Here is a 16,665-nt window from a genome sequence, read left to right on the forward strand (position 1 = left end):
CAAGGGGCAGGGGGGGGGGGTGTGGGTGGTTTCCGGGGTGGGGTCTTCTGGGGGCGGGGGAGAGAAGGAGGGGGGGGGGGGGGCGCCCCCCCCCCCCCCCCGCGTCCGTCGTCATGTGTTTCCAGGTGGCTGACCGGTGCCGGCCGGGTCAGGCCAGCTTCGTCACGTCGCGCACCGCGCCCTTGTCCGCGCTCGTCGCCATCGCCGCGTAAGCCCGCAGCGCCGCCGAGACCTTCCGCTGCCGGTTCTTCGGGGCGTAGACCCCGCCCAGGGCCTCACGGCGGGCCGCCAGCGTGGCGTCGTCGACGAGCAGCTCGATCGAGCGGCTCGGGATGTCGATACGGATCCGGTCGCCGTCCTCGACCAGCGCGATCGTGCCGCCCGAGGCCGCCTCCGGGGACGCGTGGCCGATCGACAGGCCCGACGTACCGCCCGAGAAACGGCCGTCGGTCACCAGCGCGCAGGTCTTGCCCAGGCCCCGGCCCTTCAGGAAGGAGGTCGGGTAGAGCATCTCCTGCATGCCCGGGCCGCCGCGCGGGCCCTCGAAACGGATGACGACCACGTCGCCGTCGGTGATCTGCTTGTTGAGGATCTTCTCGACGGCCTCGTCCTGCGACTCGCAGACGACGGCCGGACCCTCGAACGTCCAGATCGACTCGTCCACGCCGGCGGTCTTCACGACACAGCCGTCGACAGCCAGGTTGCCGCGCAGGACCGCGAGTCCGCCGTCCTTCGAGTACGCGTGGGCCGCGTCGCGGATGCAGCCGCCGGCCGCGTCCGTGTCCAGGGAGTCCCAGCGCTCGGACTGCGAGAAGGCGGTCGCCGAGCGGACGCAGCCGGGCGCCGCGTGCCACATCTCGACGGCCTCCTCGGAGGGGGAGCCGCCGCGCACGTCCCAGGTTCCCAGCCACTCCTTGATGGAACGGGAGTGGACGGTGTGCACGTCCTCGTTGAGGAGACCCGCTCGGTACAGCTCGCCCAGGATGGCCGGGATGCCACCGGCGCGGTGCACGTCCTCCATGTAGTACGTGCCGCCGGGCGCCACGTTCGGCGCGACCTTGGCCAGGCACGGAACGCGGCGCGAGACCTCGTCCATGTCGGAGAGTCCGTAGTCCAGCTCGGCCTCCTGGGCGGCGGCCAGCAGGTGCAGGATCGTGTTGGTCGAGCCGCCCATGGCGATGTCCAGCGCCATGGCGTTCTCGAAGGCCGCGCGGGTGGCCACGGAGCGCGGCAGGACCGAGTCGTCGTCCTCGTCGTAGTAGCGACGGGTGATGTCGACGACCGTGCGCGCCGCGTTCTCGTACAGCGCCTTGCGGGCCGTGTGGGTGGCGAGGACCGAGCCGTTGCCGGGGAGGGAGAGGCCGATGGCCTCGGTCAGGCAGTTCATCGAGTTGGCGGTGAACATGCCGGAACAGGACCCGCAGGTCGGACAGGCGTTCTCCTCGATACGGAGGATGTCCTCGTCCGAGATCTTGTCGTTGACCGCGTCGGAGATCGCGTCGACCAGGTCGAGCGTACGGACCGTGCCGTCGACAAGTGTGGCCTTGCCGGACTCCATCGGACCGCCGGAGACGAAGACCGTCGGGATGTTGAGGCGCAGGGCGGCCATCAGCATGCCGGGGGTGATCTTGTCGCAGTTGGAGATGCAGATCAGGGCGTCGGCGCAGTGGGCCTCGACCATGTACTCCACGCTGTCCGCGATCAGGTCGCGGGAGGGCAGGGAGTAGAGCATGCCACCGTGGCCCATGGCGATGCCGTCGTCGACGGCGATCGTGTTGAACTCGCGCGGGATGGCACCGGCGGCCGTGATGGCCTCGGAGACGATCCGGCCGACCGGCTGGAGGTGGGTGTGGCCCGGGACGAACTCGGTGAAGGAGTTCGCCACCGCGATGATCGGCTTCCGGCCGATGTCCGCGCCGGGTACACCGGAGGCGCGCATAAGGGCGCGGGCGCCCGCCATGTTGCGGCCGTGGGTGACAGTGCGGGACCTCAGCTCGGGCATCGTCGCTCGCTCCTCAGTGATGGGTGTGCTTGCTGACGAGCGTACGCCGCCTGACCAAGATCTGGACGACTTGTCCGCATGCCGGACGCCATGTTCAGCCTTCGGTCGGGGACCGGGGAAGGACGTGGGCCGGGGGCGGGTCGGGAGGGGGGCCAGGGCGTCGGTCGGGGCGGGGGTCAGGACGTGGGCGAGGACGGAGGTCAAGGTGTCGGTCGGGGCGGGGGTCAGGACGTGGGTGACGGGTCCGTGAGATAGCGCTGGAGCGTCGGGGCGACGTGGGCCACGATCTCCTCCGGGTCGGCGGAGGCCATCGGCTCGACCTTGATGACGTACCGCAGGATCGCGATCCCGATCATGTGGGAGGCGGCGAGTTCCGCGCGGAACTTCGGGTCCGGTACGTCGAGATCCGCAGCGATCCGCTCCAGGAGCCGGCGCAGGACGAAGCCGCGGAGCACCTTGGCCGCCGCCTCGTGCGTCAGGGCGGAGCGGATGATCGCGAGGAGCGGGGCGCGGCTGACCGGGTTCTCCCAGACGCCGATGAAGTAGCGGGCGAGCCGCTCGCCGATGCCGTCCAGGGGGCCGCCGAGGATCGCGGGGAGGACGGCGGCGGGCTCGAAGGAGACCTCGATCGCGGCGGCGAAGACCTCGTCCTTCGTACCGAAGTAGTGGTGCACGAGCGCCGGGTCCACGTCGGCCGCCTTGGCGATGCCGCGCACGGAGGTCTTGTCGTAGCCGCGCTCGGCGAACTGCGCGCGGGCGGCTTCCAGGATGCGCTCGCGGGCGCCGGGTCCGCTCTCCTCCTCGGTACGGGAGGGGCGGCCGCGGCGGCGCGGGGCCGGGGCCGGTCCTGTCATGAGCGGGGCACTCGGGAGGACTTGGCGGCGGAGGCCAGGTGCAGACGGGTGAAGGCGAGGGCCTCCGCGAGGTCCACCTCGCGTTCGGCGGCGGACATCGCCCGCCGGGTGTTGACCTCGATGACCACATGGCCGTCGAAGCCCGTGAGCGCCAGTCGTTCCAGGACCTCGGCACAGGGCTGGTTGCCGCGGCCGGGGACCAGGTGCTCGTCCTTGGCCGAGCCCTTGCCGTCGGCGAGGTGGACATGGCCGAGGCGGTCGCCCATGCGGTCGATCATCGCGAGGGCGTCCGTACGGGCGGTGGCGGTGTGGGAGAGGTCGACCGTGAAGTGGCGGTAGTCGTCCTTGGTGACGTCCCACTCGGGGGCGTACGCGAGCATCTCGCGGTCCTTGTACCGCCACGGGTACATGTTCTCGACGGCGAACCGGACGTCCGTCTCGTCGGCCATCCGCCAGATGCCGTCGACGAAGCCGCGGGCGTACTGGCGCTGCCAGCGGAACGGTGGGTGGACGACGACCGTGGAGGCGCCGAGCTTCTCCGCGGCCGCCTGGGCGCGCTGGAGCTTGACCCAGGGGTCGGTGGACCAGACGCGCTGCGTGATCAGCAGACACGGGGCGTGAACGGCGAGGATCGGGACCTGGTGGTAGTCCGAGAGGCGGCGCAGGGCCTCGATGTCCTGGCTGACCGGATCGGTCCACACCATGATCTCGACACCGTCGTAACCGAGGCGCGCGGCGATCTCGAAGGCCGTCGCCGTCGACTCCGGATAGACCGAGGCCGTCGACAGGGCGACCTTCGCATCCGGGATGCGCACCACTGGTTCTGCCACGAAGGACAGCGTACGGGGCGGGGCGGTGGCCGGGGAGGTGGTTCCCGTCACCCTCGGTCGCGACGGGGGCGCGGGAGCGCCGCGCGAGCCCCCACGCGCGCGTGGCGGGCCGGTGCGTCCTCCGGTTTCCGCGTCCTGCGGTCTCCGCCGCACGCGCGTTTCCGCCGCGGGCGCTTTTCAGCGGCTGCGCGTTCCCGCCGCGGACGCGCTTGTGCGACTGCGCGTCTCCGCTGCGGGCGCGCGTGGAGCCAGGGCTCCGTTCGGTGCTACTCCTCCGGCAGGTGGTCCAGACGGCGCAGGATCACGCCCTCGCGGAGCGCCCAGGGGCAGATCTCCAGCTCGTCCACGCCGAAGAGGTCCATCGCGCCCTCCGCCACCAGCGCGCCCGCGAGGAGCTGGGGCGCGCGGCCCTCCGACACGCCCGGGAGCCCGCAGCGCTGCTCGACGGTCATCGCGCTGAGCTTGGGGACCCACTCCTCCAGGGACGCTCGGGTGAGGACGCGCCGCAGGTAGAGCCCCCTCTCGGAGCCGGCCGCTCCGGCGATCCGGGCGAGCTGCTTGAAGGTCTTGGACGTGGCCACGACATGGTCGGGCTTGCCGAAGCGGCTGAACTCTCCGACCGTACGGGCGATCTGGGCGCGCGCGTGACGGCGCAGCGCCCGTACGTCCGCCGCGTCGGGCGGGTCGCCCGGCAGCCAGCCCGACGTCAGCCGGCCCGCCCCCAGCGGCAGCGAGACCGCCGCGTCCGGCTCCTCGTCGATGCCGTACGCGATCTCCAGCGAGCCGCCGCCGATGTCCAGGAGGAACAGCTTGCCCGCGGACCAGCCGTACCAGCGGCGCGCCGCCAGGAAGGTGAGCCGGGCCTCCTCGTCGCCGGTGAGGACCTGGAGGTCGATCCCGGTCTCCCGCTTCACACGGTCGAGGACGGCGTCGGCGTTCGTCGCCTCGCGCACTGCGGAGGTCGCGAACGGCAGCACCTCCTCACAGCCCTTGTCCTCGGCGGCCTGCAGCGCGCCCTGGACGGTCGCGATGAGCCGCTCGACCCCGGCCGGGGCGATGGCGCCCTCCGCGTCGAGGAGCTCCGCGAGCCGCAGCTCGGCCTTGTGGGAGTGCGCGGGCAGCGGGCGGGCGCCGGGGTGGGCGTCCACCACCAGCAGGTGCACTGTGTTCGAACCGACGTCGAGGACTCCGAGTCTCATGGACGGAACGCTACTGCTCCCACCCGCATACGCTTGTGGTGTGCCAAAGACGAAAAAGGCGAAGCCGGGCAAAGACAGCGCTGCCAAGGCTCAGAAGACCTCCAAGAAGCAGGGCGCGACCCACGGCCCGGGCGAACCGGACGAGAAGGGCCTCGACTTTCCGCGCGCCTGGGTCGAGTTTCCCGACCCGGCGGACGACGAGCAGGTCTTCCGCTGCGACCTGACCTGGCTCACCTCGCGCTGGACGTGCATCTTCGGCAGCGGCTGCCAGGGCATCCAGGCCGGCCGCGCCGACGACGGCTGCTGCACGCTCGGCGCGCACTTCTCCGACGAGGACGACGAGAAGCGGGTCGCCTCGTACGTGGACCGGCTCACGCCGGAGCTCTGGCAGTTCCACGACGTCGGCACGGAGTCGGGCTGGACGCAGCTCGACGAGGACGGCGACCGGCAGACCCGGCGTTGGAAGGGGTCCTGCATCTTCCAGAACCGCCCGGGGTTCGAGGGCGGCGCCGGCTGCTCGCTGCACATCCTGGCCCTCAAGGAGGGCAAGGAGCCGCTGGAGACGAAGCCGGACGTCTGCTGGCAGCTGCCGGTGCGCCGGACGTACGAGTGGATCGACCGGCCCGACGACTCCCGGATCCTTCAGGTGTCGATCGGCGAGTACGACCGCCGGGGCTGGGGCCCGGGCGGCCACGACCTGCACTGGTGGTGCACGTCGGCGACGTCGGCGCACGGGGCCGGAGAGCCGGTGTACGTGACGTACCGGCCCGAGCTGACCGAGCTGATGGGCAAGGCGGCGTACGACGTGCTGGTGGAGCTGTGCGAGGCGCGACTGGCGGCCCAGCTGCCGCTGGTGGCTCCTCACCCGGCGGACCCTGTCGAACGGTAACCGGTAGCCGGGCCGACGGGCGGTGACCGGCCGACAGCCGGTAGCCGGGCGACAGCCGGTGACCGGGCGACGGCAGACGGGCGGGCGACGACCGGTGGCCGGCCGACAGCTGTGACCGGGTCGACAGCCGGTAGCCGGGCGACGGTGGCCGGCGGGTGGGAGCCGTGCCCAGGGCAGTACACCTACGGCGGCGGCGGTGAGTCCGATCCGCTCGGCGTGCCGGGGTCCGTGGCCGAGGGCGGTTCCGTCGTCGGGGTCGGCTCCGTCGTCGGCGGAGGGGTCGTCGGCTCCTCCGTGGTCGGCGGCGGCTCCTCCCCCGTCGGCGGGGGCGTCGTGGGTTCCTCCGTGGCCGGCGGCGGCTCCTCGGTCGTCGGCGGGGGCTCCTCCGTCGTCGGCGGCGGGGTCGTCCTCCCGCGGCCGTCGATCCGTACGACGGCGCCCGAGGGGTCGACCCCGACCCGGGCCGACCAGGCGCCCGCGGGCTCGCGCGCGTGGTCGACGGAGATCCGGACCGTCACCGACTCGCCGGGCCGCAGGGTGCCCGAGGCCTGGCTCACGTACAGCCAGGGCGCGTCCGACCAGAGCGACCAGTCGACGGGCGAGCCGCCGGAGGCGGTGAGGGTGAGCAGCGTCGTGTCGCCGTTCCCCTGGGCCGCGACCGTGATCCGGCCGGGGCCGGCCTGACCGGGTACCGAGGGCCCCGCGGGCCCGCCGGGGCTGATCACCTCGACCGAGACGTCCGGGGATCTGCTGCCCCGGGTGAAGCGCGGATCGGGGGTGGTGCGGGCGTTGCCCGCGTTCTCGTAGTGGTCGTACGGGGAGCCGTCGAGGCCCGTCGGGTCGTCCGCCTCGCGCGCGCTGACCGGCGTGCCGGCCTGGCCGCCCTCGCCGACGGGACCGCCACGGTACGAGGCCCACAGGGCGAGCACCGGGGCCGCGACCACGGCCGCCACGACGGTCGTCGTCACCGCGCGGGCCCGCACCCGGTCGCGGCGGGCCGCGTGGTCCTTGGGGTCCAGGGGGAACCCGGCCGGTCCGAACCGGGGAGCGGCGCCACGCGCGCGTGGGACGTGCAGCATCGCCACGTACGCGGCCGCCCTCGGTGCCTCCACCAGCGGGAGCCGGGCCGGGGTCGGCGACGCCGCACCGGGCCACGGGCCGCCCGCGCCCGCCCGCTCGGCGGCCCGGCGGCACCGCGGGCAGTCGTCGACATGGCGGACCAGCTCGGCGCGCAGGGTCGCGGAGAGCAGCACCTGGTGGTCGCCGGTGAGCCGGGCGACGGTGGGGCAGATCCCGGTCTCGACGACCGCGAGCGCGGCGCGGGTGCGCTCGACCTCGCAGGCGGCGGAGGAGAGCAGTTCGCGGGCGGCGAGCGGGTCGAGGGAGAGCACGGCGGCGACCTCGCGGTGACCGAGGCCGTGCCGGACCGCGAGTTCGAGCGCCTCGCGCTGCTCCGGCGTGGTGCCTGCGGCCTCCGGCCAGGCCAGCAGCGCCAGTTCGGCGCGGCGACGCTCGGCGACCTCCTCGGAGACCCGGGGCGGCTGCGGCTCCTCGACGGTCGGACGGCCGGTGTGCGCGCCCTGCCGGGTCCGGCGCTGCTCGGCGAGGCTGCGCAGACAGGCCCAGCGGGCGAGCGCGTAGAGCCAGGCCTTGCGGCCGTCCTCGCCGGACGGGCAGCGGCCGCGGTGGCGCTCGGCGACCGCGAGGACGTCGCCGAGGACGGCGGTCGCGGAGTCGTGGTCACAGAGCACGGAGAGGCAGTAGGTGAACAGACCGTCCAGATACGCCTCGTAGCGGGCGGGCGGGTGCTGACCGAGAGTGCGGGGACCTTCGGCCGCCCGCCGGTGCGCCCGGTGTGCGCCGGTGGTGTGGGTGGGGGGTTCCAGCCTGCTGCTCGTCACCTGGCGACCGTAGGCAAGGCAGGGCAGACTCTTCGTACCGGTTGAGCACTTTTAATCCTTACGGGTGAACGTATCGCTCGAAAGGGGACAGGAGCGGGGCATTCCGATGCCGTGGGACCGGCGGGACTCCGGCCCGGCATCCGCTGTCAGTGCGGGCCGCTACGGTGTGGCGCATGGCTGCCCGTACGAAATCCGCCAAGGACCGACCGTCCTACCGCTGCACCGAATGCGGCTGGACGACCGCCAAATGGCTCGGCCGTTGCCCCGAGTGCCAGGCCTGGGGGACGGTCGAGGAGTACGGCGCGCCCGCCGTCCGTACCACCGCCGCCGGCCGCGTCTCCACGGCCGCGCTCCCGATCGGCCAGGTCGACGGCCGGCAGGCCACCGCCCGCTCCACGGGCGTGGACGAGCTGGACCGGGTCCTCGGCGGGGGGCTCGTGCCCGGCGCGGTCGTGCTGCTCGCCGGCGAGCCCGGCGTCGGCAAGTCCACACTGCTGCTCGACGTCGCCTCGAAGGCCGCGAGCGAGGAGCACCGCACGCTGTACGTCACGGGCGAGGAGTCCGCGAGTCAAGTCCGGCTGCGCGCCGACCGGATCAACGCCCTCAACGACCACCTGTACCTGGCCGCCGAGACGGATCTGTCCGCGGTCCTCGGCCACCTCGACGCCGTGAAGCCCTCGCTGCTGATCATGGACTCGGTGCAGACGGTCGCCTCGCCCGAGATCGACGGGGCGCCGGGCGGCATGGCCCAGGTGCGCGAGGTCGCCGGGGCGCTCATCCGGGCCTCCAAGGAGCGCGGTATGGCCACGCTCCTGGTCGGCCACGTCACCAAGGACGGCGCCATCGCCGGACCCCGGCTCCTGGAGCACCTGGTCGACGTCGTCCTGAGCTTCGAAGGCGACCGGCACGCGCGCCTGAGGCTCGTCCGCGGCGTGAAGAACCGGTACGGGGCGACGGACGAGGTCGGCTGCTTCGAGTTGCACGACGAGGGGATCACGGGCCTCGCCGACCCCTCCGGGCTCTTCCTGACCCGGCGCGACGTGGCCGTGCCCGGGACCTGTCTGACGGTCACGCTGGAGGGCCGCCGGCCGCTGGTGGCCGAGGTGCAGGCACTGACGGTCGACTCCCAGATCCCCTCGCCCCGGCGGACCACCTCGGGCCTTGAGACCTCACGGGTCTCGATGATGCTGGCCGTCCTGGAGCAGCGCGGCCGGATCAGCGCGCTCGGCAAGCGGGACATCTACTCGGCGACGGTGGGCGGCGTGAAGCTCTCCGAGCCCGCCGCCGACCTGGCGATCGCCCTCGCCCTGGCCTCCGCCGCCAGCGACACCCCGCTCCCGAAGAACCTCGTCGCGATCGGCGAGGTCGGGCTCGCGGGCGAGGTCCGTCGGGTCACCGGCGTGCAGCGCCGCCTGTCCGAGGCGCACCGGCTCGGATTCACGCACGCGCTGGTCCCCGGGGATCCGGGGAAGGTGCCCGCGGGCATGAAGGTCACGGAGGTGGCGGACATGGGGGACGCGCTGAGGGTGCTGCCCCGCACCCGCAGACCCGCCGCTGCCCGCGACGAGCAGGGGTAGCGGGGGCGGGCCGATGCCCGTGGGTTCTCGCGGACGTCGCGGACGCCTCCGTACCGGCGCCGCGGACCCTTTCGTTCCGGAGCCGCGGACGCTCTCGCTCCGGGGCTGCGGACGACGTCGGGGCGGGGGCGCGGACGACGTCGGGGCGGGGGCGCGGACGGCGTCGGGGCGGGGGCGTGAACGGCGTCGGGGCGGGGTGGCGCGTGCGGGCCGCCCGGGGCGACGAGGGGTGCGCTCCGGCGTGCGGCGGAGGAGCGCGGGGCGGTGTCGCTAGACTTTGCCCTGGTCTCGCCCATCCGTACGAGCCGGAGGAGAGCAGTGGCAGCCAAGGACGGGAACGAAGCGCTGATGCGCGCGGCCCTCAGCGCGGTCGCTCCCGGCACCGCACTGCGCGACGGCCTCGAGCGCGTTCTGCGCGGCAACACCGGCGGTCTGATCGTGCTCGGCATGGACAAGACAGTGGACTCGATGTGCACCGGCGGCTTCGTACTGGACGTGGAGTTCACGGCGACCCGGCTGCGTGAGCTGTGCAAGCTCGACGGCGGGCTCGTCCTCGACAAGGACATCTCCAAGATCCACCGGGCCGGTGTCCAGCTCGTGCCGGACGCCTCCATCCACACCGAGGAGACCGGCACCCGCCACCGCACCGCGGACCGGGTCTCCAAGCAGTGCAACTTCCCGGTCGTCTCCGTCTCCCAGTCGATGCGGCTCATCGCCATCTACGTGAACGGTGAGCGTCGCGTCCTGGAGGAGTCGGCCGCGATCCTCTCCCGCGCCAACCAGGCGCTCGCGACTCTGGAGCGGTACAAGCTCCGTCTCGACGAGGTCGCCGGCACGCTCTCCGCGCTGGAGATCGAGGACCTGGTGACCGTCCGGGACGTCACGGCCGTCGCCCAGCGCCTGGAGATGGTCCGCCGGATCGCCACCGAGATCGCCGAGTACGTCGTCGAGCTCGGCACCGACGGCCGCCTTCTCTCGCTCCAGCTCGACGAGTTGATCGCGGGCGTGGAGCCCGAGCGGGAGCTCGTCATCCGCGACTACGTGCCGGAGCCCACGGCCAAGCGCTCACGCACGGTCCCGGAAGCGCTGACCGAGCTCAACGCGCTCACCCACGCGGAGCTCCTCGAACTCCCCATCGTGGCAAGGGCTCTGGGGTACAGCGGCTCCCCCGAGACCCTCGACTCCGCGGTCTCCCCGCGCGGCTACCGGCTCCTCGCCAAGGTCCCGCGGCTGCCCGGCGCGATCATCGAGCGGCTCGTGGAGCACTTCGGCGGCCTGCAGAAGCTGCTCGCGGCCAGCGTCGACGACCTCCAGACCGTCGACGGCGTCGGCGAGGCCCGGGCGCGCAGCGTCCGCGAGGGCCTGTCGCGGCTCGCGGAGTCCTCGATCCTGGAGCGGTACGTCTGAGCCGGCGGTCTGTCTGGCAGCGGTACGCACCGCTGCGGTACGTGTGACAGCGTCTGGCAGCGGTACGCGGAGGGGGCCGTACGGAGAATCCCGTGCGGCCCCCTCCGCGTACCGTCAGTCCTTGGCCAGCGTGAACGAGGCCGGAAGCACCTTCACGCCCGGCATCGTCGCCTCCACCAGGTACGTCCCCGGCCCCACCGGACCCGCCGGGGCGGTGGCGCACTGCGGGGCGCTCCGGGCGCGGTCCCACTCCACGGTGCGCGTGATCTCCGCACCCGCCGGGACCCGGAGGAACACGGATCCGGCCGGGCGCGGGCAGTCCTGGGAGGACCAGACGTCGTCGTCCTGATCGTCGCTGATCGTCAGGACCGCGTTCTTGGGACCGAGGTCGGCCTTGCAGTCGACGGCCGAGGTGTTCTTGGCGACCAGGTGGAAGCGCGGCTTCTCGCCCGGCGCGTACGAGACCTGGGCGCTGCGGAGGGTCAACTGCAGCGATCCGGGAGCGCAGTTCGGCAGCGGTGAGTCGGCCGGAACCTGCTGGCCCGCGCTCGCGCCCGCGCCGCCGGCTCCGCCTCCACCGTCGGTGTCGCCGTTCTTGCCGCCGTCGCCGGCGTCCGTACCGCCGCCGCCGTCACCGTCGTCCCCACCGGAGTTCTCGCCGGACTCGCCCGACTCGTCGCGGCCGCCCGGCTGTTCGCTGATCGCGGGACCGGAGCCGGAGGGTCCGGGGGTGATCGAGGGCGCGGGAGAAGAGCCGTTGGCGGAGTCGTCGGGCTTCTTCCCGCCGCCTCCACCGGAGGCGACGACCCAGATGGCGATCAGTGCCATCAGGGCGATCAGGCACAGCGCGACCGCCCTCCGTCGCCAGTAGATGGAGGAGGGAAGCGGCCCGACCGGATTGCGCAGTGATCCCACGCCACGAACCTTACGAGAGATCGGCCCCAACTCCCGCCCCACCCGCCGCCCCAGGCACCAAGTTTTGCCGATGATCACATCCCGGGGTACGGGTCCGTCTCCGTAATCCCCCGTTTTCGTCGGGGGTGGTGGTCGTTCGCTCCGGGTGCCGGCATCGGCCGCCGGTTGGCGTCGCCGACCATGAGCACGCGCACATGACCGTCGGGCTGCTGCTCGGGGTCTGGTGGCGCCCCTGGTCGTGACGGTGGCGAGCCGGCCCGTGCGGGCGGTGGCGGAGGCGGCACGGTCGAGCCGGAACGGCGCCGTGGTGGGGTGCGCGGGGCGCGGGCCGCGCCCGCGCGCCTCCACGCGCCCCGAGGGTGTGCGCCACGGCGCGTACGGAACGAGCGCCGGACGTGCCAGGATCGGGGGTGCGATGACTTCCACCGATGCCCCCACCCCTGTGTTCGACGCCCCGGCCGTCCCGGCACCCGCCGCCGCACTGCACGGGCCCGTCCTCGCCTGGTTCGACCGGCACGCCCGCGACCTGCCCTGGCGCCGCCCCGAGGCGGGCGCGTGGGGCGTGATGGTCAGCGAGTTCATGCTCCAGCAGACTCCGGTCGTTCGGGTCCTGCCGGTGTACGAGCAGTGGCTGGCGCGCTGGCCGCGTCCGGCCGACCTCGCCGCCGACGCGCCCGGCGAGGCCGTCCGCGCCTGGGGCCGGCTCGGGTATCCGCGGCGCGCGCTGCGGCTGCACGCGGCGGCCGTGGCCATAACGGAGCGGCACGGCGGCGACGTACCGAGCGAGCACGCGGCGCTGCTGGCACTGCCCGGGATCGGCGAGTACACGGCTGCGGCGGTGGCCTCGTTCGCGTACGGGCAGCGGCATCCGGTGCTGGACACGAACGTCCGCCGGGTGTTCGCCCGGGCGGCGACGGGCGTGCAGTACCCGCCGAACGCCACGACCGCGGCCGAGCGCAGGCTCGCGCGGGAGCTGCTGCCGCCGGACGAGGGGACGGCGGCGCGCTGGGCGGCGGCCTCGATGGAGCTGGGCGCGCTGGTGTGCACGGCGAAGAACGAGGACTGCGGGCGATGCCCGATCGCCGACCGGTGCGCGTGGCGGCTGGGCGGGAAGCCGGCCCACGACGGGCCGCCGCGCCGCGGCCAGACGTACGCGGGGACGGACCGGCAGGTACGGGGCCGGCTGCTCGCGGTCCTGCGGGACGCGCCCGGCCCGGTGGCGCAGGCCGCTCTGGACGCGGTCTGGGACGACCCGGTCCAGCGCGCCCGCGCGCTGGACGGCCTGGTGGCGGACGGCCTGGTGGAACCCCTGGAGAACGCGGAGTACCGCCTCCCGCAGTCCTGACGTGCGCGGTTCTTCCCCGGTCCTTGACGGGCGCAGTCCGACCCCGCGTCCTGTCGGGCACGGCCCCAGCCCCCGGACCTGACCGGCACAACCCCGACCCCCGGGTCCTCACCGGCACATCCCCGCCCCCCCGTGCGGTCCCGCTCGGCAGTCCCGGCGGGGTCCTCCGGGTCCCGCGTCCGGAGGGCGCCGGCCCACGCCCGCAGCAGGCGAGTCGCCCCTATACCCACTCCCAGCCCCTGTTACACAACCGATGGGCAGCCGTGTGTCTGTCGACGGCCTGCTCGCACAGCCTCGTGACAAGCGCTCCGTAGCGTCATCCCCGTCAAGCGAACAAGCAGGTCACGGGGATGGAGGCGGTCGGTATGCCGCACGGCGAGGTGCTCGACTTCGAGGAGTACGTACGGACGCGGCAGGACGCGCTGCTGCGCAGCGCCCGTCGGCTCGTCCCCGACCCGGTCGACGCCCAGGACCTGCTCCAGACCGCCCTCGTCCGCACGTTCGGCCGCTGGGACGGCATCGCCGACAAGTCCCTCGCCGACGCGTACCTCCGCCGCGTGATGATCAACACGCGTACGGAGTGGTGGCGCGCCCGCAAGCTCGACGAGGTCCCCACCGAGCAGCTGCCCGACGCGTCCGTCGACGACGCCACCGAGCAGCACGCCGACCGCGCGCTCCTCATGGACATCCTCAAGGTCCTCGCCCCGAAGCAGCGCAGCGTCGTCGTCCTGCGGCACTGGGAACAGATGAGCACCGAGGAGACCGCGGCCGCGCTCGGCATGTCGACCGGTACCGTGAAGTCCACGCTCCACCGCGCACTGGCCCGACTGCGGCAGGAACTGGAGAGCCGCGGCGTCGAGGACGCCCGCGCCCTGGAGCGGTCGACCGTACGACGTGACGAACGGGGGCAGGACCGGTGCGCGGCCTAGGCGCCAGATACGACGGCGACGACGGGCCCGGCGGCCCGCGCCGTCGGACCCTCAAGGCGGTGAGCATCACGGCGGTGGCCGTGCTCGCCGCCATCGGCCTGTTCGTGACCGCCTGCTCCACCGGCGGTACGGGCTCCCGTGACGAAGGCGCGGCCCGCGCCGACGAGGCGGGTTCGGTGGTCCCCGCACCGTCCCCCTCCGGCTCCGCCTCCGCCGGGCGGATACCCGCCGAGAGGGTCGACCCGATCGCGCTGATCAAGGGCGACCCGAAGATCGGGGGACGTCTGAAGGCGGACCTCAAGCCCTGCGTCGCGGACGCGTACCCGGTGGACACGTCCTACGGGAACCTGACCGGCGGCACGAAGCCCGATGTCGTCGTCAACGTGATGACCTGCGGGGATGCCGTCGGCATCGGAACGTACGTGTACCGGGGGGACGGCGACGGCTACAGGAACGTCTTCATGGCCGAGGACGCGGCGGTGTACGCCACCATCGACCGGGGCGATCTGGTCGTGACCAAGCAGGTGTACGCCAAGGGCGACCCGGTCGCGTACCCCTCGGGCGAGGACGTGATCACGTACCGCTGGGCGGGAAACAAGTTCTCCCAGCACGACTGGGTGCACAACGACTACAGCCGAGCGGTCGGCGACGGCGGCATCGACGGCGCCGCGACGGCCGAGCCGAGCGGCAGCTGAACGGAAGGTGAGGGAAGAGCGCGCGATGGCCGAGACCCATGTGCTGTTCGTCGAGGACGACGACGTCATCCGCGAGGCCACCCAGCTCGCGCTGGAGCGGGACGGCTTCGTGGTGACCGCCATGCCCGACGGACTGTCGGGCCTGGAGGCGTTCCGGGCGGACCGGCCCGACATCGCGCTGCTCGACGTGATGCTGCCGGGGATGGACGGGGTGAGTCTGTGCCGTCGCATCCGTGACGAGTCGACCGTCCCCGTGATCATGCTCTCCGCGCGCGCCGACTCCATCGACGTCGTCCTGGGCCTGGAGGCCGGGGCCGACGACTACGTGACCAAGCCCTTCGACGGGTCCGTGCTCGTGGCCCGGATCCGGGCCGTGCTGCGCCGCTTCGGGCACGCCGGCGGCCCGGTGCACGGCGGGCCGGGGGCCGACGGGACGGCCGAGGGTGGCCTGCTCGTCTTCGGCGACCTGGAGGTCGACACCGAGGGCATGGAGGTCCGCAGGGCAGGCGCTCCGGTGGGGCTGACCCCGACCGAGATGCGGCTGCTGCTCGAGTTCTCGTCCGCGCCGGGCACGGTCCTGTCGCGGGACAAGCTCCTGGAGCGGGTCTGGGAGTACGGCTGGGGTGGCGACACCCGGGTCGTGGACGTCCATGTCCAGCGACTGCGCACGAAGATCGGCCAGGACCGGATCGAGACGGTCCGCGGCTTCGGCTACAAACTCAAGGGATGACCACGCCTGATGCCTGAGAAGCAGGTCCGCAGGTGAGACCGCCCGCCTTCCGTACCGGCGTCCGCTGGAAGATCGCCGTCGCCATCGCCGCCGTCGGCGCCCTCATCGCGGTCACGCTCAGCCTGGTCGTGCACAACTCGGCGCGCGTCTCGATGCTCGACAACGCGCGCGAGGTGCAGATGGAGCGGCTGCTCTTCGCGCAGCGGCTGTACGAGAGCTCCAAGCCGAAGGAGCCGCGGTTCGGTACGAAGATCAACGACCCGATGCTGCCGCCCCAGCTCGACCAGCTGATGCGGGACAAGCGCCGCGGTACGTACGTGCAGGAGCACCGCCACGGTGGTCCGCCGGACGTCTGGGCGGCCGTGCCGCTGGCCAACGGCGACGTGCTGTCCCTGCACATCCCGTTCGCCGACCGCAGCGCGACGATCATGAAGGATCTCGACCGGGCGCTGATCATCGGCTCGGTCTCGGTCGTCATGGGCGGCTGTGCGCTCGGTGTGCTCATCGGCGGCCAGCTCTCGCGTCGGCTGCGCAAGGCCGCCGCGGCGGCAGGCCGGGTCGCGCAGGGCAACACGGAGGTACGGGTACGGGACGCCATCGGCGGAGTCGTGCGTGACGAGACCGACGATCTGGCCCGGGCGGTGGACGCCCTGACCGACGCCCTGCATGAGCGCATCGAGGCCGAGCGCCGGGTCACCGCGGACATCGCGCACGAGCTGCGCACCCCGGTGACCGGGCTGCTCACGGCGGCGGAGCTGCTGCCGCCCGGGCGCCCCACCGAGCTGGTGCGGGACCGGGCGCAGGCCATGCGGACGCTGGTCGAGGACGTCCTGGAGGTCGCCCGGCTCGACAGCGCCTCGGAGCGTGCCGAGCTGCAGGAGATCGCGCTCGGGGAGTTCGTGGAGCGGCGGGTGCGGGCGCTCGACCCGGAGGCGGTCGTGCATGTGGTCCACGACTCCTGGGTGAGCACCGACCCGCGGCGCCTGGAGCGGATCCTCATCAACCTGCTGGCGAACGCGGCCAAGCACGGCAAGCCGCGGGTCGAGGTGACGGTCGAGGGCCGGGTGGTACGCGTGCGGGACCACGGTCCCGGCTTCCCCGAGGCGCTGCTCCGCGAGGGCCCGAGCCGGTTCCGTACCGGCGCGAGCGACCGGGCGGGGCAGGGGCACGGGCTCGGGCTGACGATCGCGGCGGGGCAGGCCCGGGTTCTCGGCGCCCGGCTGACGTTCCGTAACGCCGCTCCCGAGGGCACCCCGCAGGGGGCGGGAGGCGCGATCGCGGTGCTCTGGCTGCCGGACCACGCGCCGACGAACACGGGCAGCTTCCCGATCATCTCTTTCGCGGACTGAGGAGAGGGACCGTACGCGCGAGGGCCCGGCACATCCGGTGTGC

The 16,665-nt window shown here is 73.2% G+C and carries 14 protein-coding genes; 8 read left to right on the plus strand and 6 right to left on the minus strand.

The genetic code is table 11. The features are described from left to right. Window positions 1-148: 148 nt before the first annotated feature. The 4 genes from ilvD to ACFUJR_RS32460 all read right to left on the minus strand — a co-directional run bounded on the left by ilvD (window position 149) and on the right by ACFUJR_RS32460 (window position 4,885). A complete protein-coding gene (gene ilvD, locus ACFUJR_RS32445) occupies window positions 149-2,002 on the minus strand; it encodes a dihydroxy-acid dehydratase (protein WP_383178983.1) in 1,854 nt (617 codons plus the stop codon). Window positions 2,003-2,226: 224 nt separating this feature from the next. After that, window positions 2,227-2,856 carry a TetR family transcriptional regulator gene (locus tag ACFUJR_RS32450; protein ID WP_383178986.1) on the minus strand — a complete coding sequence of 210 codons (630 nt, stop codon included), beginning with the start codon at window positions 2,854-2,856 and terminating at the stop codon, window positions 2,227-2,229. Then, a complete protein-coding gene (locus ACFUJR_RS32455; RefSeq protein WP_383178989.1) occupies window positions 2,853-3,686 on the minus strand; it encodes a sugar phosphate isomerase/epimerase family protein in 834 nt (277 codons plus the stop codon). The genes ACFUJR_RS32450 and ACFUJR_RS32455 overlap by 4 nt, the downstream gene beginning before the upstream one ends. A gap of 266 nt (window positions 3,687-3,952) precedes the next feature. After that, a complete protein-coding gene (locus ACFUJR_RS32460) occupies window positions 3,953-4,885 on the minus strand; it encodes a Ppx/GppA family phosphatase (protein WP_383178992.1) in 933 nt (310 codons plus the stop codon). Window positions 4,886-4,925: 40 nt separating this feature from the next. Here ACFUJR_RS32460 and ACFUJR_RS32465 point away from each other — a divergent pair, with 40 nt between their 5' ends. Then, entirely contained in the window at window positions 4,926-5,774 is an 849-nt protein-coding gene (locus ACFUJR_RS32465) for a hypothetical protein (protein ID WP_383178995.1), read from the plus strand. A gap of 182 nt (window positions 5,775-5,956) precedes the next feature. Here the strand turns inward: ACFUJR_RS32465 and ACFUJR_RS32470 are convergent, their stop codons facing one another. Then, window positions 5,957-7,675: a hypothetical protein gene (locus ACFUJR_RS32470; protein ID WP_383178998.1), complete on the minus strand. Its 1,719-nt coding sequence runs from the start codon at window positions 7,673-7,675 to the stop codon at window positions 5,957-5,959. A gap of 173 nt (window positions 7,676-7,848) precedes the next feature. Between ACFUJR_RS32470 and radA the strand changes: the two genes are divergently transcribed. Then, window positions 7,849-9,252, plus strand: a complete 1,404-nt coding sequence (gene radA / locus ACFUJR_RS32475) for a DNA repair protein RadA (protein WP_383179001.1) — start codon at window positions 7,849-7,851, stop codon at window positions 9,250-9,252. Window positions 9,253-9,600: 348 nt separating this feature from the next. Then, on the plus strand, window positions 9,601-10,659 hold the full coding sequence (disA, locus tag ACFUJR_RS32480) for a DNA integrity scanning diadenylate cyclase DisA (RefSeq protein ID WP_383179004.1): 1,059 nt from the start codon (window positions 9,601-9,603) through the stop codon (window positions 10,657-10,659). 114 nt (window positions 10,660-10,773) lie between these two features. Here disA and ACFUJR_RS32485 read toward each other — a convergent pair whose 3' ends face one another. Continuing rightward, window positions 10,774-11,574 carry a hypothetical protein gene (locus tag ACFUJR_RS32485; protein WP_383180748.1) on the minus strand — a complete coding sequence of 267 codons (801 nt, stop codon included), beginning with the start codon at window positions 11,572-11,574 and terminating at the stop codon, window positions 10,774-10,776. 415 nt (window positions 11,575-11,989) lie between these two features. Here ACFUJR_RS32485 and ACFUJR_RS32490 point away from each other — a divergent pair, with 415 nt between their 5' ends. The 5 genes from ACFUJR_RS32490 (at window position 11,990) to cseC (ending at window position 16,622) form a co-directional block, all read left to right on the plus strand. Continuing rightward, on the plus strand, window positions 11,990-12,919 hold the full coding sequence (locus ACFUJR_RS32490; protein ID WP_383180751.1) for an A/G-specific adenine glycosylase: 930 nt from the start codon (window positions 11,990-11,992) through the stop codon (window positions 12,917-12,919). Between the two features lie 365 nt (window positions 12,920-13,284). Continuing rightward, window positions 13,285-13,848: a SigE family RNA polymerase sigma factor gene (locus ACFUJR_RS32495; protein ID WP_383180754.1), complete on the plus strand. Its 564-nt coding sequence runs from the start codon at window positions 13,285-13,287 to the stop codon at window positions 13,846-13,848. Beyond that, window positions 13,836-14,543, plus strand: a complete 708-nt coding sequence (locus ACFUJR_RS32500) for a hypothetical protein (protein WP_383180756.1) — start codon at window positions 13,836-13,838, stop codon at window positions 14,541-14,543. Before ACFUJR_RS32495 ends, ACFUJR_RS32500 begins: the two co-directional genes overlap by 13 nt. A 25-nt stretch (window positions 14,544-14,568) precedes the next feature. Beyond that, complete coding sequence (gene cseB / locus ACFUJR_RS32505; protein ID WP_383180759.1) at window positions 14,569-15,273, plus strand: two-component system response regulator CseB; 705 nt, start codon at window positions 14,569-14,571, stop codon at window positions 15,271-15,273. Between the two features lie 32 nt (window positions 15,274-15,305). Further along, window positions 15,306-16,622 (plus strand): two-component system sensor histidine kinase CseC, encoded by a 1,317-nt coding sequence (cseC, locus tag ACFUJR_RS32510; RefSeq protein WP_383180763.1) that lies wholly within the window; start codon window positions 15,306-15,308, stop codon window positions 16,620-16,622. Window positions 16,623-16,665 lie beyond the last annotated feature (43 nt).

Source organism: Streptomyces sp. NPDC057271 (assembly GCF_042668715.1).
GTDB lineage: Bacteria > Actinomycetota > Actinomycetes > Streptomycetales > Streptomycetaceae > Streptomyces.